We start from the raw sequence: 19,621 nt of genomic DNA on the forward strand, positions 1-19,621 counted from the left end.
GAACTCCCGTCATCGTCCCACCGTCTCCGCCATCGCCGCCCGGTAGGCGAATCCCTGCGAGCCGCGGCCGGCCGCCGGCCAGAGCGCGGCGAGCGAGTCGCCGTGCGCGACCGGCACCGAGCGCCAGCCGCTGCGGATCAGCGCCATGGCCGAGGCACCGTGCGCCCGGTCGGCCTCGCTGCGGTCGCCGGGGATCAGGTTCACCCAGGTGGAGCTGTCGATCGCGAACCCGATGCAGGTCGCGCCGTTGCCGCGCAGCCCGGTCAGCACCTCGGCCTCGGCGACGCTGAGCGTGCCGAACAGGCCGATGACCAGGCCGCCGTCGGAGCGGCGCCGCACCTGCTCGACCAGCACCGAGATGTCGCCGGCGGTGCTGAGCTTCACGTCGGCGAGGGTGTCCAGGACCGCGCTCTCGCCGCCGATCTCGTTGGCGTCCACGTCCACGCCGGTGCCGGTCACCAGCCGCAGCTTGTAGCCGGCGTGGCGCAGGTGCACCGCGATGCTCGCGGCCGCCGACACCGCCCACTCGAAGCTCGCGGTCGGGCCCTCGCCGCGGTGCGCGGCCTGCCGGGTGTCGAGCACGATGGTGGCGCGGCTCTCCCACGGCTGCTCCTCGCGACGGACCATCAGCTCGCCCGTGCGCGCGGTGGAGCGCCAGTGCACCCGGCGCAGGTCGTCGCCGCGGCGGTACTCGCGGGTGGCCGCGTCGTCCTCGCCGTGCACGGCGACCGACCGCGCGCGGCTGTCGCCGGTGCCCGCGTACTCGCCGGCGAGGCGGATGGCCGGCAGCGAGACGACCTGCGGGATGACCGTGAGCCGGTCGACGCTCGGGAACGAGCGGGTCAGCTCGCAGAGCCCGAACGGATCGGTCAGCCGGATCACCAGCGGGCCGACCGGGTAGCGGCCGCGCACGTCGGCGCGGACCGTGTACGCCACCGAGCTGGCCTGGTGCGCGCCGAGGCGCTCGAGCACCACCCGCGGCCGGCTGCCGAGGGCGTACGGCAGCCGGTCCTCGAGCAGCAGCGTCCCGGTCGGCAGCCGGGACATGTTCTGCAGGCGCAGGATCACCCGCGCGCTGGAGCCGACCGGCGCGCGGCCGGGCTCCAGCGAGCGGGTGCACGCCAGCTTGTAGCGGCTGCGGCCGACATACGCCGCGGCGAGCAGCGGCAGCGCCGCCAGCAGGACCGCGACGCGCAGCAGGTCCTTCTCGCCGAGAACGAGGGCGGATACCCCGGCGGCCGCGGCCGCGGCGAGGAACGAGCGGCCGCGGGTGGTCATTCCCCGCATAGCCTCCCGCATGTCAGCGCCCCCGCGCCTCGTACTGCCCGGTCACGCCGCCGGTGGCGCGGGTGTCGTAGGGCGAGCGGTTGCGGTCGTGCGGCAGCGGGAGCCGGTGCACGATCTCGGCCACGATGGCGTCGGTCGTGCGCCTGTTCAGCTGCGCGTCGGCCGTGGGGATGATGCGGTGCGCCAGCACCGGAACCGCAAGGGTCTGCAGGTCGTCGGGCAGGACGTAGTCGCGGCCCTCGAGCGCCGCGACGGCCTTGGCGGTGCGGATGAGCTGCAGGGTGGAGCGGGGCGACGCGCCGAGCCGGATCTCCGGTGCCTCGCGGGTGGCCGTGACGAGCGCGATCGCGTACTGCTGCACGGCCTCGGACGCGTGCACGTCGCGCGCGGTCGCGATGAGCCGGCGCACGAGCGTGGCGTCGGCGACGGCGCGCAGGTCGTTGAGCGGGTCGTGCGCGCCGTGGCCGTTGAGCATCGCCATCTCCGCCCGGGGGTCCGGGTAGCCCATCGCGATGCGGGCGGTGAAGCGGTCGCGCTGCGCCTCGGGGAGGGGGTAGGTGCCCTCCATCTCGATCGGGTTCTGGGTCGCGATGACCATGAACGGCGCCTGCAGCTCGTAGGTGGTGCCGTCGACCGTGACCTGCCGCTCCTCCATGCACTCCAGCAGGGCGGACTGGGTCTTGGGCGAGGCCCGGTTGATCTCGTCGCCGACCACCAGGTTGGCGAAGACCGCGCCGGGCTTGAACTCGAAGTCGCGCGTCTCCTGGTTGTAGACGCTGACCCCGGTCACGTCGCTGGGCAGCAGGTCGGGGGTGAACTGGATGCGCCGTACCGAGCAGTCGATCGAGCGGGCGAGCGCCTTGGCGAGCTTGGTCTTGCCGACGCCCGGCACGTCCTCGATCAGCAGGTGGCCCTCGGCGAGCAGCACCGCGAGGGCCAGCCGGATGGTGGCGCTCTTGCCCTCGATGACCTGCTCGATGTTCGTCACGATGGCGCCGCTGGCGGCGAGGAACTCATCGCTCGGCAGGGGACCGCCGGGCTGGTCCCAGGTTGGCGTTGTCACGGGCCTCCTCCATGTCGTTCAAGCCCCTCGCCACGTGCTTTCGTGGTGAGGAACCGAAGGTTCGCGGGCGGCCGGCGGTCCGTGGGCCTCCGGCGCTCGCCGCCCGTTCAACACAGATTAGCCCGGTCGATGCAACCTGCCGAGTGGGGCGCTAGCGCCCATCACGGCACGTGGTCAACCAGACACGCATATCGGATGCATTAAGAATCGTCCCGGGCGATACCGGTCGCCACCGTCATATCGCGCCCGGTACTATGCATGGATGGCTCGGTCTTTCCTGCTTCTTAGCCGGCCGTGCTGATCTCCTAGCAGAGAACAGCGCGGCGCCCCCTCCTGCGAGAGGGGCTTTTTTATGCCCTGAAGCAGGCGACCCTGTCGACTGACCTCACAGAACGAGATGGTGACGATGAGCGAGTCCGAGACCAACGCGGACGTCCCGCCGTACCGCTATACCGCGGCGATGGCCGCGGAGATCGAGCCACGCTGGCAGGCGCACTGGGCCGACAACGGCACGTTCCACGCGCCGAACCCGACCGGCGACCTGGCCGATGCCACCCACCCGCGCGCGGGTGCGCCCAAGCTGCACGTGCAGGACATGTTCCCGTACCCGTCCGGCGCCGGGCTGCACGTCGGGCACCCGCTGGGGTACATCGGCACCGACTCCTACACCCGCTACAAGCGGATGGCGGGCTTCAACGTCCTGCACCCGATGGGCTTCGACGCGTTCGGGCTGCCCGCCGAGCAGTACGCGGTGCAGACCGGCACCCACCCGCGCACCACCACCGAGGCGAACGTCGAGCGCTACCGCGGCCAGCTGCGCCGCCTGGGCCTGGCCTACGACGACCGCCGCTCGTTCTCCACCACGGACCCGTCGTACTACCGCTGGACCCAGTGGATCTTCCTGCAGGTCTTCAACTCCTGGTTCGACCCGTCGCTGCGCAAGGCGCGCCCGATCTCCACGCTGGTCGACGAGTTCGTCGCGGGCACCCGCACGGTCGACGGCCAGGCCTGGGCGGACCTGTCGCCGGTCGAGCGGCGCGCGGCGATCAACGACCACCGGCTGGCGTACGTCAGCGAGGCGCCGGTCAACTGGTGCCCCGGGCTGGGCACGGTGCTGGCCAACGAGGAGGTCACCCCCGAGGGCCGCAGCGAGCGCGGCAACTTCCCGGTCTTCCAGCGCAGCCTGAAGCAGTGGAAGATGCGGATCACCGCGTACGGCGACCGCCTGGTCGAGGACCTGGACAGCCTGGACTGGCCGGAGCCGGTCAAGCTGATGCAGCGCAACTGGATCGGCCGCTCCCGCGGCGCGCACGTCGACTTCCCGATCGACGGCTTCACGATCTCGGTCTTCACCACCCGGCCCGACACCCTGTTCGGCGCGACCTACATGGTGCTGGCGCCGGAGCACTCCCTGGTCGACTCGCTGGTGCCGGCCGCCTGGCCGGATGGCACGAAGGACGCCTGGACCGGCGGGCACGCCACGCCCGCGGCGGCCGTCGCCGCGTACCGGACCGCGGCCGCCGCCAAGACCGAGCAGGAGCGCACCGCCGACGCCAAGGTCAAGACGGGCGTCTTCACCGGCGCGTACGCGACCAACCCGGTCAACGGCGCACGCGTTCCGGTCTTCATCGCCGACTACGTGCTGGCCGGCTACGGCACCGGCGCGATCATGGCGGTCCCCGGCCAGGACGAGCGGGACTGGGCGTTCGCCGAGGTCTTCGACCTGCCGATCATCCGTACGGTGCAGGCGCCGCCCGACTTCGAGGGCGCGTACACCGGCGAGGGCCCGGCGGTGAACAGCGACTGGCTGAACGGCATGGGCGTCGTCGACGCGAAGGCTTCGATGATCTCCTGGCTGGAGGAGAAGGGCCACGGCCGCGGCGCGACGACGTTCCGGCTGCGGGACTGGCTGTTCAGCCGCCAGCGCTACTGGGGCGAGCCGTTCCCGATCGTCTACGACGAGCACGGCCTGCCGATCGCGCTGCCCGACTCGATGCTGCCCGTCGAGCTGCCCGACGTCGACGACTTCTCGCCGCGCACCTTCGACCCGCAGGACGCCGCGAGCGAGCCGGAGACGCCGCTGTCGCGCAAGAAGGACTGGGTCCACGTCGAGCTGGACCTGGGCGACGGCCCGAAGCAGTACGTCCGCGAGACCAACACGATGCCGCAGTGGGCCGGCTCCTGCTGGTACGAGCTGCGCTACCTGGACCCGCACAACGACAAGGTGCTGGTCGGTTCGGAGAACGAGGCCTACTGGATGGGCCCGCAGAGCCCCGGCGACCCGGGCGGCGTCGACCTGTACGTCGGCGGCGTCGAGCACGCCGTGCTGCACCTGCTGTACGCCCGCTTCTGGCACAAGGTCCTGTTCGACCTGGGCCACGTCTCGTCCTTCGAGCCGTTCCGCAAGCTGTTCAACCAGGGCTACATCCAGGCGTACGCGTTCCGCGACGCGCGCGGGGTCATCGTGCCCGCCGAGGAGGTCGTCGAGCGCGACGGCAAGTGGTTCCACGGCGACCAGGAGGCCCACCGCGAGTACGGCAAGATGGGCAAGTCCCTGAAGAACGTCGTCACCCCGGACGAGATGTGCGAGCAGTACGGCGCCGACACGTTCCGCGTCTACGAGATGGCGATGGGCCCGCTGGACGTCTCGCGCCCGTGGGAGACCCGCGCGGTCGTCGGCTCGCAACGCTTCCTGCAGCGCGTCTGGCGCCTGGTCGTGGACGAGACAACGGGCGCGGTCCGGGTCACCGACGACCCGCTGGACGCCAAGACCCGCCGCGTCCTGCACCGCATCATCGACGGCGTCCGCGGCGACATGGACGAACTGCGCTTCAACACGGCCATCGCGAAGCTGATCGAGCTGACCAACACGCTGACCCCGCTGCCGACGGCGTCACGCGAGGCGATCGAGCCGCTGGTGCTGATGATGTCGCCGTTCGCGCCGCACCTGGCCGAGGAGCTGTGGCGCAAGCTGGGCCACGAAGACACCCTGGCCTACGCGGACTTCCCGGTGGCCGATCCGGCCCAGCTGGTCGCGGAGTCGATCACCTACCCGGTGCAGGTGAACGGCAAGGTCCGCGGCCGGGTCGAGGTAGCACCCGACACAACCGAAGATTCCGTACGCACGGCTGCGCTGGCCGAGGTCGCCGAAGCACTGGCCGGCCGCGAACCCCGCAAGGTGATCGTGGTCCCCGGCCGCCTGGTCAGCATCGTCGTCTGACCCCAACCCTCCCCGAACGGCCCGCCGCGAATCACTCGCGGCGGGCCGTTTGCCGGGCAGGCGCCCGCAGCCGGCGCACCAGGGCCGCAATGCCTTTCAGGGCGGCGATGTTCAGCAGCGCACCTACGAGAACGGGCACCGTCCACGACCACAGACCATCCCAGGACGGCCACCACCACTCGAGGAGCAGCGACGTCGGCGCGGTCAGGAACAGGGCGGGCGCGGTCGCGAGCACCGGATACGTGCCGTGCACGTAGGCCTCCCGTTCGACCCACGCGAGCAACTCCCACGCGGCGAACGCCGCCGCGACAGAAACCACCGCCAGGTAGATCCGGGAAGGCCGGCCACCCGCAAACCAACGCACGATCACCATGCGCCAATGGTGACTGTTTCAGCAGGTCAACGTCGTGGGCCGGACTACCGAGCCGCGCCGACGACCACCCGAGTACACCCCCACGGTTCAGCCTCAGGCCCTTCCCGAACGGCTGACCAGCCGAAGGCGCTCCGGTTCTGGATAAGCGCCGGGCCGGGCCGGCAGGCCCCGGAGGGTCAGGCGGCGGGTGCGGCCTGGGCTGCCGCGGTGGCGGCGTCGCGGCGGGCGGCGAGGCGCCAGCGGAGGACGATCGTGGTGGTCAGGGCCATGCCGATCGCGGCCGGGGCGAGGGTGAGCGGGTTCATCGAGCCCGGCGAGGTGACTGCCGCGCCGATCACCGCGTACGAGATTGCGGACGGGACCGCCGCCAGCGTGGTGCCGAGCAGGTAGCGGACCCGGCAGACCGACGTCGTGCCGTACGCGTAGCCGATCAGGCCGTAGGGGGCGAGGGGCAGGAAGCGGACCAGCAGCACCGCGGCGAGGCCGCGGCGGTTCAGCCAGCCGTCGAGGCGGTCGAGGCGGCCACCGGCGCGGGCGCGGAGTACGCCCCGGCCGGCCCAGCGGCCCGCGTAGTAGGTGGCGGCGGCGGCGATGACGGCCGCGGCCAGCGCGGTGACCGCGCCCGTCGCCGGGCCGAGGAGGGCGCCGCAGGCGAGGGTGATCGCCGTACGCGGCACGAGCACCGAGAGCAGCAGGCCGCCGACCACGGCGATCGCCACGGCGGCCGCGGGGCCGAGGGCGACGACCGAGTCCGCGATGGCGTGCAGGGGCAGGACCGCGGCGGCGACGCCGAGTGACGCCACCGCCGTCGCGAGGACGCCGAAGCGGACCAGCCGCCGGCGCCAGCCGATCGGGGTGTCCTGGTGCTGCGTGCTGGCCTGAGGGTCCGTGGCGGGGTTTTCGATGCCCCGCGGGGCGATCAGGGTGTCAGTCATGCAGGCGTACCGCCCCAACTTCTCGTCGGTCCAGGACTGGTCGTGCCGGGCTGGCGTCAGTCGGTCATACGGCGCCCGCTGCCGCGAGCCGCTCGCCTCGTAGCCGGTCGGCCCAGGAGTCGTCGAGCGGTTGAAGGCTATCCGCGCCGATGGCCCAACGCAGTAGCAGATCGGCTATAGCTGGGTTGCGAGCCAAGGCCGGGCCGTGTGCGTAGGTGCCGAGGATCTTCCCGTGCCAGGCTCCCTCGGTCTGGCCGTCGTTGCCGACGCCGGCGGTCACCCGGGCGAGCGGCGCCACGCCGGGGCCGAGCAGGGTGCGGCCGCCGTGGTTCTCGAAGCCGGTCAGCGGCGGAAGCCCCAGCCGTGGGTCGATGTCGCCGCGAACCTCACCGACGGCGCGGGTCTCGCCCCGGTCGGAAGTGAGGTCGAGTAGGTCCAGTCCGGCGCATTTGGCGCCCTTCGCGTAGAACGAGCCACCGAGGAGCTGGTAACCCGCGCAGACGGCCAGCACGGCCGCGCCCTGCTGCACGGCCCGGTGCAGGCCGCCGTCGGCGATCAGCCGCTGCGCCGCGAGCGCCTGCGGGCCGTCCTCGCCGCCGCCGATCAGGTAGATGTCGGCGGTGGTGGGCAGCGCCTGGTCGGTGCGGACCTCGTAGGTCTCCACCGGGATGCCGCGCACGGCCGCCCGGCGGCGCAGGATCAGCATGTTGCCCCGGTCGCCGTACGTCGACAGCAGGTCGGGGTAGACCCAGACGATCCGCAGCGTGCTCTCAGTTGACACGGTCCAACTCCGCTCGGATGTCCTGGAACGCGGTGTAGTTCGCGATCACCTCGAGGCGGCCCGGCGGGCTGGCCCGTACCGCCTCGTCGAAGGTATGCACGTGCCGGAAGGCCACATCGTTCACTTCCAGTCGCACGGCGAGGTCGTAGGCGCGGTCGCCGGTGATCAGGACCTGCCGCCCGCGCAGCGGGGAGAAGTCGACGTCGTACAGCCACGACGTGTCGAAGCCGTCGGGGTCGCGGGCGTTGATGGAGAGCAGCGTCGGCGCCACCTCGGCCATGTCGAACGCCTCCAGCCAGCTGGCCGGGTTCTTGGCCAGCAGCAGCCGGATGTTGCGCCCGTCGCGGTCGACCTGCGCGTAGCGGCCGGCCACCGAGGCGACGCCGGCGAGCCGGGGCGCGGCCTCTATCGGCCGGATGCCGAACTCGGCGGCGACGGCCAGCGCGGTGGCCGCGTTGCCGAGGTTGACCTTGCCCGGTAGCTGCAGCTTGACCAGGTGCCAGTCGCCCCGGGGGTCGACGACGCCGTCGTCCTCGACGGTCCACTGCGCCCGGGGGCGGCGCAGCGGGCAGCCGGTGCACCACCAGTCGCCGTTGGCGCGCTCGATGGACGAGCCGCACTCGGGGCAGACGAACGAGTCGTCGAGCCACCGCTGTCCGGCGCTGAACCACACGACGTGCTGCGTGTCGATCGCGGCCCAGACGACCATCGGGTCGTCGGCGTTGGCGACCACGTGCACGTCGGGGTGGGCGGCCAGGGCCGTGCGCCACATCTGCGCCATCATCGCCACCTCCTTCGCCCGGTCGAGCTGGTCGCGGGACAGGTTCAGCAAGGCGACCACACGCGGGGTGGTCTCGTCGATCACCCGGGCGAGGTAGTGCTCGTCGACCTCGAGCACCGCGAACGGGGTCGCGCCGGCCTTGGCCAGGGCCGAGGTGTGCCCGGTCGGCATGTTGGCGCCGAACGAGTTGGTGGCGACCGGGCCGAGCACGCCGACCGCGGCCGCGGCGAACCGCGTCGTGGTCGTCTTGCCGTTGGTGCCCGACACCAGCGCGATCGCGCGGCCGGCGGCCAGGTTTCTGAGCAGGTCAGGATCGATCTTGAGACCGATCCACCCGCCGATCACCGAGCCGTCACCGCGTCCCGCGGCGCGTGAGAGCGCCGCAGCGGTTCGCGACACCGAAGTCGCGACCTTGGCCCGTAGGGGCAATTTCCCGTCCGTCACGGCGACGAGGGTACCGGAAACGGACACTACGTCGAGTGGCCCCGGGGCCCGCGGCCTGCGGTGGACCGGGGTCGGCCGAACGGATGATCTCTACCCCGCCGCTCGGTGCCGCGTTTGGGCCGGTGGGGGCGTTTAGGCCGACATTCTCCCGATCTTGGCGACGTCCATGATCCACCGAGGTGCGGCTTTTTATGTGTCGTGTTTCACCCGTAACCTTCGGCGCTGGGTAAGTGATCCACTACGCCTCGTGTCGGCATTTGTCACGGCGCGGTTACAAACCGGACAGCTTCAGATGTGCCAAATACTCTGAGTGACCAATTGGGCCCCGACGGTCCCGGCGGAAATCGGGTAGCAAGGTTGGGCCGGTGAGCATCCGCTCGCCGTTCGTGTCGCATCGGACCACGCCGAGCCCTGCCCCGGTCCGGGCGGCATGACCACTGAGGTAGCTACAACCAACACAGGCATACGGGGGCAGGGACGGGGGACCCAGATTCGGTCCATCCGGCGGTCACGTCGCTTCGGCGGCGCGTACCGCCCGGACCTTGGGGTGAAGTCGTTAGCGCGACCGGGCAACCTTCCCGCCCGAACCCGACAGCTAACCTCGCAGGCGTGCCGGAGGGATATCTCTACCGTGCACGAACGCAGTTCGAGCCGGAACCGCCGCATGGCTGGAACCGGCACCATCGCACTGTCCCTGGGTCTCTGCCTCTGTGCCGGCCAGCTGGTCGCCACACCGGCGGCGACCGCCGCTCCCGCCGCCGAGGCGGCGTCCGCGGCATCGGTGATCAAGCCGAAGATCTCGAACTCCGCGGCCCGCTCCGTCGCGTGGGGCAAGAAGATCAAGGTCACCGCCAAGGTCATCGACCCGAAGACCGGCAAGGTCGTCACCAAGGGCTCGGTCCGCCTGCAGGCCAAGCGGAACGGCAAGTGGAGCACCTGGGTGACCCGCAAGCTGTCCGCCAAGGGCACGGTGACCCTGTCCGCGGAGCCGCACATCACCGGCTACTTCCGGACGCAGTACACCGGCGCCGCCGGCATCAAGTCGGTGACCAGCCCGGGCATCAAGGTCACCGTGCGCAGCAGCGGCGCGAAGGTCCTCGCCGAGGCGAGGAAGCACAAGGGCGCGCTCTACAAGTTCGGCGCCTCGGGTCCCAAGCGCTTCGACTGCTCGGGCTACACCCAGTACGTCTTCCGCAAGACGACGGGCAAGAAGCTCCCGCACAAGGCGAACGCCCAGCAGAAGTACGGCAAGAAGATCAGCAAGAGCAACCGGCGGGTCGGCGACCTGATCGTGTTCCGGTCGGGCTCGTACGGCACGCACGCCGGCATCTACGCGGGCAACGGCTACATGTGGGACTCGCCGCACTCGGGCGCCCGGGTGGGCAAGCACAAGATCTGGGGCAAGAACTACGTCGTTCGGCGCCTCGTCGCCGCCTGACGCTAGTAAGTACAGTGCCGCAGAGTTAAGAAGCAGTAGGACAGTTCAGTGGGGCGCGACCCGGTTCGGGTCGCGCCCCACTGTCGTGCACGCTCCACTTTCTCCTCCACTTTGCTCCACGCGCCGGTGCCTAACGGCGGTGAAAGCCCGATTTCGGGGGACTTTCATGCCCGCGTGGGCGGCATGTCGGAAAGTGGACCATGGCGCGGACGCCGATCTCCTCCACCTCGGCTCCACCGGCTCTGACGTGCGCATTCACTTGCGAATCTGACTCGCAGGCCGCGTCATTCCGGTTGCGGGTGGAGGGAAGTGGAGTAGAGTGGAGCGCAGTGGCAGGGCCTGAGGAGCTGACTCCGAAGGGGTTGCCGGCCCAGACGACAGGCGGTCCGCGAAACCGCCCAGGGGCAGGGGGTTGGGCCGATGTTTCTCGGCACGCACACCCCGCGCCTCGACGACAAGGGACGGCTGATCCTTCCGGCGAGGTTCCGCGACGAGCTGGCGGGAGGTGTCGTGATCACCAAGGGGCAGGAGCGTTGCCTTTACGTCTTCCCGATGCCTGAGTTCCAGCGCATCGCGGGCCAGCTGCGTGAGGCACCGGTCACCAACAAGGCGGCCCGGGCCTACAGCCGGGTGTTCTTCGCCAGTGCGCACGACGAGATCCCCGACAAGCAGGGCCGGGTCACCATCCCGGCGCACCTGCGGGGGTATGCGGCGCTCGACCGCGAGTTGGTCGTGATCGGCGCGAGCACGCGGGTGGAGATCTGGGACAAGCAGTCCTGGGAGCAGTACCTCTCGGCGAGCGAGGACGAGTTCGCCGACATCGAGGAGGGGGTGCTGCCCGGCGGACTGTGAGGCGTGGCACCTGTGGGCCGCCGACACGGTCCGGACGTCGCCTCGGCCGTACTGCGAGATCTCCAGCCGCTCCCGCTCCTGGCGCCTCTTCCCCGGCGCCAGGCGTGTGTCCGGTCGGGCGCGCCCGAAGGCAACGGGCACGAGCGGATGGGGATCTGGCGGTACGGACGGACGACCGGGCACGTAGGCGCCGAACGCCCCGGTTGGGGCGGCCGGTATCGGGTTAGGCCGGGTGAGCGCGGAAAGAGCGGGCAATGGGGGTCGTCATGGGGGAGCTTCGCGGCACGCACGTGCCGGTGCTGCTCGAGCGCTGCCTCGAGCTGCTCGCCCCGGCCCTCGGCCTTCCGGGCGCGGTGCACGTCGACTTCACGCTGGGCCTGGGCGGGCACGCCGAGGCGGTGCTGGAGCGCCACCCCGACGTGGTCCTCATCGGACTCGACCGGGACACCGAGGCGCTCGCGCACTCCCGGCACCGGCTGGCCCGCTTCGGCGACCGGGTGCACTTCGTACACGCGGTCTACGACGAGCTGCCCGAGGTGCTCGCCAGGCTCGGCCGGCCGGCGTTCCACAGTGGGCTGTTCGATCTCGGCGTCTCCTCGCTGCAGCTCGACGAGCCGGACCGGGGCTTCGCCTACTCGCGGGACGCGCCGCTGGACATGCGGATGGACCAGTCGCGGGGCATCACCGCGGAGGATGTCGTCAACGGCTACGAGCCGGGCGAGCTCGTCCGCATCCTGCGGGTGTACGGCGAGGAGAAGTTCGCGCCCCGCGTCGTCTCGGCGATCGTCCGGGAGCGGGCGAAGGCGCGGATCGTCTCCTCGGCGCACCTGGCGGAACTGGTCAAGGACGCCATCCCGCAGGCCGGCCGGCGTACGGGTGGAAATCCCGCGAAAAGAACGTTTCAGGCGTTGCGCATCGAGGTAAATGCCGAGCTTGCGGCGGTCGAGGCGGCAGTGCCGGCCGCACTGGATCTGCTGGCCCCGAAGGGGCGCCTTGTCGTGATGTCGTACCAATCGCTGGAGGACCGGATCGTCAAGCGCGCCTTCGCCGAGCGGGCGCGCAGCACCGGGCCGATCGAACTGCCGGTCGAACTGCCCGGCACGGGTCCTTCGGTGCGGCTGCTGACCCGCGGGTCGGAGCCGCCGAGCGAGGAGGAAGTGGCGGAGAACCCGCGGGCGGCCTCGGTGAAGCTGCGCGCGGTGGAACGGATCGACCAGCACGAACAGGCATCGGGTGCCGCCCGCGAACGGCCCCGGATGTCTGCGCACGGGGGACAAGGGCGGACACGCCCGGGGGCACGCAAGGAGGGGGAGGGGCATTGAGCGAGCGCAGGACTGCGCCGCGGTCGGGGGGCCGGACCGCGGAGCAGATTGGCAGGGACCGGCGCAAGCCGGCCGCCGCGACTACGGGCACCACGAAGGGTGGTGGCGGCCGGGGGGCGCGTCAGCACCCGGCGGTCGGCGCCACCCAGGGCAGCACCGCCCTGAAGCTGACGGCCGAGCAGCAGGGCGGCAACGCCACCGCGCCCCGGCTGCGGGTCGCGCCGCCGGCGCCGATCAACGCGCCCCGGGCGCCGTTCATCGCGCTGGTGGTGGCGGTCGTCGTGGCCGGTGTGATCGGCATCCTGCTGATCAACACCAAGACCGCGGAGAACTCGTTCCGCATCGACACGCTGCAGAAGCAGCAGAAGAAGCTGGACACCCAGCAGCAGGAGCTGGAGAACGAGATCGCCGCCAACAACAGCCCGGGCAGCCTGGACGCGGCCGCCCGCCGGCTGGGCCTGGTCAAGGCGGAGAACCCGGCGTACATCCGGCTGCCGGACGGCGTGATCGTCCTGGTGCCGCGGCCGGCGACCGGCGACGTGGCCGTCACGGCGCAGGACTCCGCCGCGACGGCGACCGGACGGTAGAGCATGTCGCCGCGCGCCGACGAGACGCCGCGCCGGGGCCGGGAGCCCCGGCGCGGCGCTTCGCGTGACCTGCCGCCGGCCGACGAGCCCGGGCGCGAGGACGACCGGACCCGCGGCTTCGGCGGCATCGGCGACGCGCGGGCGTACACGCCGCGTGGGCGTACGGTGCGCGAGGGCGACCAGCGCACCCGTTCGCCGCGCGCCGGCCGGGACACCGACCCGTTCCGCCCGGCGCTGCAGGTCCTCGACGGCGGCCGGCCGGCCCGCACCCGCCGCCGGGAGCCCGAGGAGGCGCCGCCGCCACCGCAGCGCCGCGCCCGCGAGGAGCGGGAGACCCGCGAGCCAAAGGGCCGCGCGGCGCGCGGTACGACCCGCGCGGCGCCGGCCGAGGACGACGAGTGGGACGACGCGCCGCGCCGGCCGGGCCGGACCACGGCGGGCGCCGCGCGTACCCGATCGACGGCGAACCCGCGCCGGGGCGCCGCCGCGCGCACCGAGCCGGGCGCGCGTACCGGCCGGGAGCGTAAGGTCGCCGCGCCGCCCGGGCCGCGGCGCGGCACCGCTGGGCGCGCCGCCAAGGCCGCGCCGCCCTCCCGGCCCGCCTCCCGGCCCGCCTCCCGGCGGCCCGCGCCGCCGGTGCCGGCCGAGCCGCCGAAGCTGGCCAACAGCACCCGGCGGCTGCGGCTGGGCACCGTGCTGGCGCTCGCGCTGTTCGTGACGATCGGGGTACGGCTGGTCGTGCTCCAGGTCGTCGAGACGCCCGCGTCCGCGCAGAGCCTGGCGGAGCAGCGGCAGAACCGGCTCACCGACGTGACCCTGCCCGCGCCGCGCGGCAGCATCCTGGACAGCTCGGGCGCGGTGCTCGCGCACAGCGTCGAGGCGCGCTACATCTACGCCGACCCCGAGCTGGTCACCAACGCGCCCGCGACCGCGGCGAAGCTGTCCCCGCTGCTCGGCGTCCCGTCGTCGCGGCTGGTCGCGCTGATGGCGAAGAAGAAGCGCCCCGGCGGCGGCGCGTCCCGCTTCGAGTACCTCGCCCGCGGCATCGACATCGCGGTGGCGGACCGGATCACCGGGATGAAGCTGCCCGGCATCGGCGCGGACCGCGACGAGCGCCGCGACGTGCCCGGCGCCGACCTGGCGGCGAACCTGATCGGCTTCACCGGCGAGGACCACTTCGGCCTGGAGGGCATCGAGGCCCGCTACGACGACCTGCTGCGCGGCACCGACGGCAAGCGGGTCTTCGAGCGCGGCAACCCGGACGTCAAGAACGGCATGCTGGCCAAGGAGATCCCGGGCGGCTACAGCTCGTACCGGCCGGCCGCGCCCGGCTCGTCGATCCAGCTGACCATCGAGCGCGACCTGCAGTTCGAGGTGCAGCGCATCCTGAGCCGGCAGATGGAGCGGGTGAACGCCACCATCGGCGCCGCCGTCGTCCTCGACGTGCGCACCGGCGAGGTGCTGGCGCAGGCCAGCTACCCGCCGTACAACGCGGCGAAGCCGTTCGACTTCAAGCCGACCGAGCGCGAGGACGTGGCGAGCAGCGTCATCGCCGACCCGGGCTCGACGCACAAGGCCTTCACCATCGGCGCCGCCCTGCAGGAGGGAGTCATCAAGCCCGACTCCACCGTCACGGTCGGCCCAGGCATGATCCTGGGCGGCAAAGGGTTCACCGACACGCACCGGTTCGACGCCGGCACCAAGCTGACCATCCCCGGCGTGCTCGCCTACTCGTCGAACATCGGCACCATCCGCATCGGCCAGAAGCTGGGCAAGGAGAAGCTGTACGAGTACCAGCGCCGGTTCGGCCTCGGCGAGGCCACGAACGAGGGTATGCCGGGCGAGGCGAGCGGCCGGCTGCTGACCCCGAATGAGTGGAGTGGCTCGGCGTGGGGCTCGGTGCCGATCGGCATGAGCGTCGACGCCACGCTGATCCAGATGGCCGCCGGCTACGCGGCGATCGCGAACGACGGCACCTACATCCAGCCGCGGCTCATCAAGGCCACCATCTCCGGCAAGGACGGCTCGGTCACTCCGGCTCCGGCGCCGGTGACCCGCGAGGTGCTCAGCCCCGAGGTGGCGAGCCAGCTGCGCACGATGATGGAGTCCGTCGTCGATTCCAAGGGCGGCACCGGCGGCAAGGCCGCGGTCGCGGGCTACCGGGTCTCCGGCAAGACCGGAACCGGAAAGATGCTGGTCGAGGGGCAGTACACCAAGCACAACGCGGGCTCGTTCATCGGCATGGCGCCGGCCGACAACCCGCGCTTCGTGATCGGCGTGTTCGCCGACGTGCCCGACGGCACCGGCGGCGACGTGGCCGCGCCGGCCTTCAGCGAGATGATGGCCTCCGCGCTGCGCCACCACCTGGTGCCCCCCTCGGGTACCGAGCCGCCGACCTTCAAGCTCAAGCAGTAGCCGCACCGATGGCGTTCGCAGCAGGACCGCGGCCACCGGGTAGGGTCTGACGCCGTGTCCGGCATTCCCCGTCCCCAGACCGTCCGTCCCCGCGGACTGGCCGACCTCGCCACCCTGATCGGTGCTCGGCTGACCGGCGCGGATGTCGAGGTCACCGGCGTGACCCACGCCAGCAACGAGGTCCGCCCCGGCGATCTCTACGCCGCGCTGCCGGGTGCCCGGCGCCACGGCGCCGAGTTCGTCGCGAGCGCCGCCGAGGCGGGCGCGGTCGCCGTGCTGACCGACCCCGCCGGCCACGACGCCGCCGTCGCGGCCGGGCTGCCGGTGCTCGTCGTCGACGACCCCCGCGAGGTGCTCGGCGTGGCCGCCTCGCGGATCTACGGCGACCCCACCGAGCGGCTCACCGTCATCGGCCTCACCGGTACGGCGGGCAAGACCTCGACGGCGTACCTGGTCGAGTCCGGGCTGCGGGCCGCCGGGCTGACCACCGGCCTGATCGGCACGGTCGAGACCCGCCTCGGCGACCTGGTCGTGCAGAGCGTGCGGACCACGCCGGAGGCCACCGACCTGCACGCGATCCTGGCCGCCGCGCTCGAGCGTGGGGTCACCGCGGTCGTGATGGAGGTGTCCAGCCACGCGCTGGCCATGGGCCGCGTCGGCGGCGTCCGCTTCGCCGTCGGCGGCTACACCAACTTCGGCCTGGACCACCTCGACTTCCACGCCGACGCCGAGGACTACTTCGCGGCGAAGGCGAAGCTCTTCGACGGCCGCTGCCGCGTCGAGGTGCTCAACGCCGACGAGCCGGCGCTCGCGCCGCTGCGCCGGCCCGCCACCGTCACCTACTCCGCGGCCGGCGACCGGGCGGCGACCTGGTCCGCCGCCGACGTCGCCGGCGACGCGTTCGGCCAGCGCTTCACCGCGCACGGCCCCGCCGGCCCGGTGCGGGCGGGCGTGGCGCTGCCCGGCCGGCACAACATCGCCAACGCGCTGCTCGCCCTGGCCTCGCTGGTCGCGGCCGGCATCGACCCGCAGGTGGCGGCCGACGGCATCGCCGCCTGCAACGGCGTGCCCGGCCGGCTCGAGCGGGTCGACTCGCCGGGCGAGGTGTTCGGCGTCGTCGACTACGCGCACAAGCCGGACGCGATCGTCGCCGCCCTGGCCGCCCTGCGCGAGCTGGCCACCGCCCGCGGCGGTCATCTGCTCTGCGTCATCGGCGCCGGCGGCGACCGCGACCGCGGCAAGCGCCCGCTGATGGGCGCGGCCGCCGCCCGCGGCTCCGACCTGGTCGTCGTCACCGACGACAACCCGCGCACGGAGGACCCGGCCGGGATCCGCGCGGCGGTCCGGCAGGGCGCCGAGCAGGCGGCCACGCCGGCGAAGATCATTGAGGTGGCGGGCCGCCGGGCCGCCATCGACGAGGCGGTACGGCTGGCCGGCCCCGGCGACGTCGTCGCGGTACTGGGCAAGGGACACGAGCGGGGCCAGGAGGTGAACGGCCAGGTGCTGCCGTTCGACGACCGGATCGAACTGACCGCGGCGCTGGCCGCACGCCCGGGCGGTGCCGCTTGATCCGCATGACCCTGGACGAGATCGCCGCGATCACCGGCGGGCGGCTCGTCAACGCCGACCCGGCCGCGGTCGTCACCGGGCCGGTCGAGTACGACAACCGCGCGCTGCTTCCCGGCGGGCTCTTCGTGGCCTTCGCCGGCGAGAAGGTGGACGGGCACGACTTCGCCGGCGCCGCGGTCGAGGCCGGCGCCGTCGGGGTGCTCGGCACCCGGGACACCGGACGGCCCGGCATCGTCGTCGAGGACCCGCTGCGCGCGCTGGCCGCGCTGGCGAGCGTGGTGGTGAGCCGGCTGCCGGAGCTGACCATCGTCGGGCTGACCGGCTCGTCCGGCAAGACCACGACCAAGGACTACATCGGGCAGCTGCTCGGCCGCCTCGGCGAGACCGTCGCGCCGGCCGGCTCGCTCAACAACGAGCTCGGCTTCCCGTACACGGTGCTGAAGGCGACCACCGCGACCCGGTTCCTGGTGCTCGAGATGGGCGCCCGCGGTATCGGGCACATCCGCTACCTCACCGACATGGCCGGCCCGCGGATCGGCGTGGTGCTCAACGTCGGCGCCGCGCACATCGGCGAGTTCGGCTCGGTCGAGGGCACCGCGCGGGCCAAGGGCGAGCTGGTCGAGGCGCTGAGCGAGGACGGCGTCGCGGTGCTCAACGCCGACGACCCGCTGGTCGCCGCGATGGCCGCGCGCACCTCGGCCCGGGTGGTGCGGGTCGGCGAGGCGCCCGAGGCGAGCGTGCGGGCCGTCGACGTGACGCTGGACGAGCGCGGGCGGGCGGCGTACACGCTGGTCACGCCCGCCGGGTCGGCGCCGGTGCGGCTCGCGGTGACCGGCCGCCACCAGGTCGGCAACACCCTCGCCGCCGCGGCCGTCGCGCTCGAGGCCGGGATGGCGCCCGCCGCCGTCGCCGCCGCGCTCGGCGAGGTCGGCATCGTCTCCGGCCGCCGGATGGACGTTTTCGACCGCGCCGACGGCGTGACGGTCATCGACGACTCCTACAACGCGAACCCGTCCTCGACCGCCGCGGCGCTGCACGCGCTGGCGGCGCTGGGTCAGGGGCGGCGCACCGTCGCCGTGCTCGGCTACATGGCCGAGCTCGGCGAGCACGACGCCGCCGGCCACCAGGAGGTCGGCCGGCTCGCCGCCGAACTCGGCGTCGGCCGGCTGATCGCGGTCGCGGGCAACGCCGCCCCGATCCTCGACGGCGCGGCAACGGTGCCCGCCTGGAAGGGCGAGGCCGTGCTCGCGGCAGATCAGGCCGAGGCCGTCGCGGCGCTGCGCGGCGACCTGCGGCCGGGCGACGTGGTGCTGGTCAAGGGTTCGCGGTACCGGACGTGGGAGGTGGCCGACGCGCTCCGCGCGGATGCGGCCGGCGAGGAGGTAGGCCCGTGAGGGCAGTCATCGTCGCGGCCGCGGTCGCGTTCATCATCTCGCTGTTCGGCACCCCGGTCGCCATCCGCGTGTTCACCGCGCTGAAGGCCGGGCAGCCGATCCGCTCCCTCGGTCCGGCCAGCCACCAGGGCAAGAAGGGCACGCCGACGATGGGTGGCGTGGCGTTCATCGTCGCGACCGTCCTGGCGTACGTCGCCGGGCACATCGCCCTGACCACGCTGCCGACCGAGCAGATCGCCCAGGTGCAGCCGACGATGACGGCACTGGTCCTGCTCGGGCTCTTCGTCTTCTGTGGCGCGGTCGGCTTCCTCGACGACTTCCTCAAGGTCCGCAAGCGTCACTCCGGCGGCCTGAGCGCCAAGGGCAAGCTGCTCGGCCAGCTGCTGGTCGGCGGCGGCCTGGGCGTCGCCGCCCTGTACGTGCCGAGCACCAACGGGCAGACCGTGGCGAGCGAGCACATCTCGTTCATCCGCGACATCAGCTTCCTCGACGTCGGCAAGGTCGGCTCGGTGCTGATCTTCGTCTTCGTCATCATGTCGATGTCGAACGGCGTCAACCTGACCGACGGCCTCGACGGGCTGGCGACCGGCGCCTCGATCCTGGTGCTCGGCGCCTACTCGCTGATCGGGTTCTGGCAGTACCGGCACTGGTGCGGCGACGACACCTACGCCAGGACCGCGGACTACTGCTACCAGGTGCGCGATCCGCTCGAGGTGGCGCTGATCGCGGCCGCGGCGGCCGGCGCCTGCGTCGGCTTCCTCTGGTGGAACACCTCGCCGGCCCGGATCTTCATGGGCGACACCGGTGCGCTCGGCCTCGGCGGCCTGATCGGCGGCCTCGCCATGGCGACCCGCACGACGCTGCTGTCGATCATCATCGGCGGCCTGTTCGTCATCATCACGATGTCGGTGGTCATTCAGATCATCTCGTTCAAGACCACCGGCAAGCGGGTCTTCCGGATGTCGCCGCTGCAGCACCACTTCGAGCTGGCGGGCTGGAGCGAGGTCAACATCGTGGTCCGGTTCTGGATCGTCGCCGGCATCTGCACCGCCATCGGCCTCGGCCTGTTCTACAGCGACTTCCTCGCGGTGATGGGATAGATCTCTCGCGACACGCCAGCGCCGCATCCCGGGGCAGGCGTGTCGCGCCACCATGATGGT

Annotated in this window: 15 protein-coding genes and 1 riboswitch; of the genes, 9 read left to right on the forward strand and 6 right to left on the reverse strand. The window is 72.3% G+C overall.

Annotated elements, in window-relative coordinates; all coding sequences use genetic code 11:
- Positions 1–9 precede the first annotated feature (9 nt).
- The gene (locus ACIBSW_RS14950) at positions 10–1,299 is read right to left on the reverse strand and encodes a DUF58 domain-containing protein (RefSeq protein WP_354716975.1); all 1,290 of its coding nucleotides are present in this window, start codon (positions 1,297–1,299) and stop codon (positions 10–12) included.
- Position 1,300: 1 nt separating this feature from the next.
- Entirely contained in the window at positions 1,301–2,350 is a 1,050-nt protein-coding gene (locus tag ACIBSW_RS14955) for a MoxR family ATPase (protein WP_354716973.1), read from the reverse strand.
- Positions 2,351–2,747: 397 nt separating this feature from the next.
- Between ACIBSW_RS14955 and leuS the strand changes: the two genes are divergently transcribed.
- On the forward strand, positions 2,748–5,570 hold the full coding sequence (gene leuS, locus ACIBSW_RS14960; protein WP_404799332.1) for a leucine--tRNA ligase: 2,823 nt from the start codon (positions 2,748–2,750) through the stop codon (positions 5,568–5,570).
- Between the two features lie 31 nt (positions 5,571–5,601).
- Here the strand turns inward: leuS and ACIBSW_RS14965 are convergent, their stop codons facing one another.
- The 4 genes from ACIBSW_RS14965 to ACIBSW_RS14980 form a co-directional block, all read right to left on the reverse strand.
- Entirely contained in the window at positions 5,602–5,943 is a 342-nt protein-coding gene (locus tag ACIBSW_RS14965) for a hypothetical protein (RefSeq protein WP_404799333.1), read from the reverse strand.
- 176 nt (positions 5,944–6,119) lie between these two features.
- On the reverse strand, positions 6,120–6,878 hold the full coding sequence (locus ACIBSW_RS14970; RefSeq protein WP_354730502.1) for a VTT domain-containing protein: 759 nt from the start codon (positions 6,876–6,878) through the stop codon (positions 6,120–6,122).
- Between the two features lie 64 nt (positions 6,879–6,942).
- On the reverse strand, positions 6,943–7,659 hold the full coding sequence (locus tag ACIBSW_RS14975) for a glutamine amidotransferase (protein ID WP_354730500.1): 717 nt from the start codon (positions 7,657–7,659) through the stop codon (positions 6,943–6,945).
- The gene (locus ACIBSW_RS14980; protein ID WP_354730506.1) at positions 7,649–8,869 is read right to left on the reverse strand and encodes a MurT ligase domain-containing protein; all 1,221 of its coding nucleotides are present in this window, start codon (positions 8,867–8,869) and stop codon (positions 7,649–7,651) included. The genes ACIBSW_RS14975 and ACIBSW_RS14980 overlap by 11 nt, the downstream gene beginning before the upstream one ends.
- A gap of 449 nt (positions 8,870–9,318) precedes the next feature.
- A riboswitch (cyclic di-AMP (ydaO/yuaA leader) is annotated at positions 9,319–9,509 on the forward strand.
- Between the two features lie 39 nt (positions 9,510–9,548).
- Here ACIBSW_RS14980 and ACIBSW_RS14985 point away from each other — a divergent pair.
- The 8 genes from ACIBSW_RS14985 to mraY all read left to right on the forward strand — a co-directional run bounded on the left by ACIBSW_RS14985 (position 9,549) and on the right by mraY (position 19,561).
- Entirely contained in the window at positions 9,549–10,322 is a 774-nt protein-coding gene (locus tag ACIBSW_RS14985) for a C40 family peptidase (RefSeq protein ID WP_354730498.1), read from the forward strand.
- Positions 10,323–10,742: 420 nt separating this feature from the next.
- On the forward strand, positions 10,743–11,174 hold the full coding sequence (gene mraZ / locus ACIBSW_RS14990) for a division/cell wall cluster transcriptional repressor MraZ (RefSeq protein WP_184996522.1): 432 nt from the start codon (positions 10,743–10,745) through the stop codon (positions 11,172–11,174).
- Positions 11,175–11,428: 254 nt separating this feature from the next.
- Entirely contained in the window at positions 11,429–12,496 is a 1,068-nt protein-coding gene (rsmH, locus tag ACIBSW_RS14995; RefSeq protein ID WP_354730496.1) for a 16S rRNA (cytosine(1402)-N(4))-methyltransferase RsmH, read from the forward strand.
- Positions 12,493–13,083: a hypothetical protein gene (locus tag ACIBSW_RS15000; RefSeq protein ID WP_354730494.1), complete on the forward strand. Its 591-nt coding sequence runs from the start codon at positions 12,493–12,495 to the stop codon at positions 13,081–13,083. The genes rsmH and ACIBSW_RS15000 overlap by 4 nt, the downstream gene beginning before the upstream one ends.
- A gap of 3 nt (positions 13,084–13,086) precedes the next feature.
- Complete coding sequence (locus ACIBSW_RS15005) at positions 13,087–15,498, forward strand: penicillin-binding transpeptidase domain-containing protein (protein WP_404799334.1); 2,412 nt, start codon at positions 13,087–13,089, stop codon at positions 15,496–15,498.
- Between the two features lie 54 nt (positions 15,499–15,552).
- Positions 15,553–17,067, forward strand: a complete 1,515-nt coding sequence (locus ACIBSW_RS15010; protein ID WP_354730222.1) for a UDP-N-acetylmuramoyl-L-alanyl-D-glutamate--2,6-diaminopimelate ligase — start codon at positions 15,553–15,555, stop codon at positions 17,065–17,067.
- Positions 17,064–18,461, forward strand: coding sequence for a UDP-N-acetylmuramoyl-tripeptide--D-alanyl-D-alanine ligase (gene murF, locus ACIBSW_RS15015; RefSeq protein ID WP_354730220.1), 1,398 nt, complete (start codon positions 17,064–17,066; stop codon positions 18,459–18,461). The genes ACIBSW_RS15010 and murF overlap by 4 nt, the downstream gene beginning before the upstream one ends.
- Positions 18,458–19,561, forward strand: a complete 1,104-nt coding sequence (mraY, locus tag ACIBSW_RS15020; protein WP_354730218.1) for a phospho-N-acetylmuramoyl-pentapeptide-transferase — start codon at positions 18,458–18,460, stop codon at positions 19,559–19,561. The genes murF and mraY overlap by 4 nt, the downstream gene beginning before the upstream one ends.
- Positions 19,562–19,621 lie beyond the last annotated feature (60 nt).

Source organism: Actinoplanes sp. NPDC049668, from assembly GCF_044465445.1.
GTDB lineage: Bacteria > Actinomycetota > Actinomycetes > Mycobacteriales > Micromonosporaceae > Actinoplanes.

Coding starts and splice junctions, on each gene's coding strand:
- leuS (WP_404799332.1), top strand. CDS start 2,748: ATGGTGACGATGAGCGAGTCCGAGACCAACGCGGACGTCCCGCCGTAC.
- ACIBSW_RS14965 (WP_404799333.1), bottom strand. CDS start 5,943: ATGGTGATCGTGCGTTGGTTTGCGGGTGGCCGGCCTTCCCGGATCTAC.
- ACIBSW_RS14950 (WP_354716975.1), bottom strand. CDS start 1,299: ATGCGGGAGGCTATGCGGGGAATGACCACCCGCGGCCGCTCGTTCCTC.
- ACIBSW_RS14970 (WP_354730502.1), bottom strand. CDS start 6,878: ATGACTGACACCCTGATCGCCCCGCGGGGCATCGAAAACCCCGCCACG.
- ACIBSW_RS14985 (WP_354730498.1), top strand. CDS start 9,549: ATGGCTGGAACCGGCACCATCGCACTGTCCCTGGGTCTCTGCCTCTGT.
- ACIBSW_RS15005 (WP_404799334.1), top strand. CDS start 13,087: ATGTCGCCGCGCGCCGACGAGACGCCGCGCCGGGGCCGGGAGCCCCGG.
- mraZ (WP_184996522.1), top strand. CDS start 10,743: ATGTTTCTCGGCACGCACACCCCGCGCCTCGACGACAAGGGACGGCTG.
- rsmH (WP_354730496.1), top strand. CDS start 11,429: ATGGGGGTCGTCATGGGGGAGCTTCGCGGCACGCACGTGCCGGTGCTG.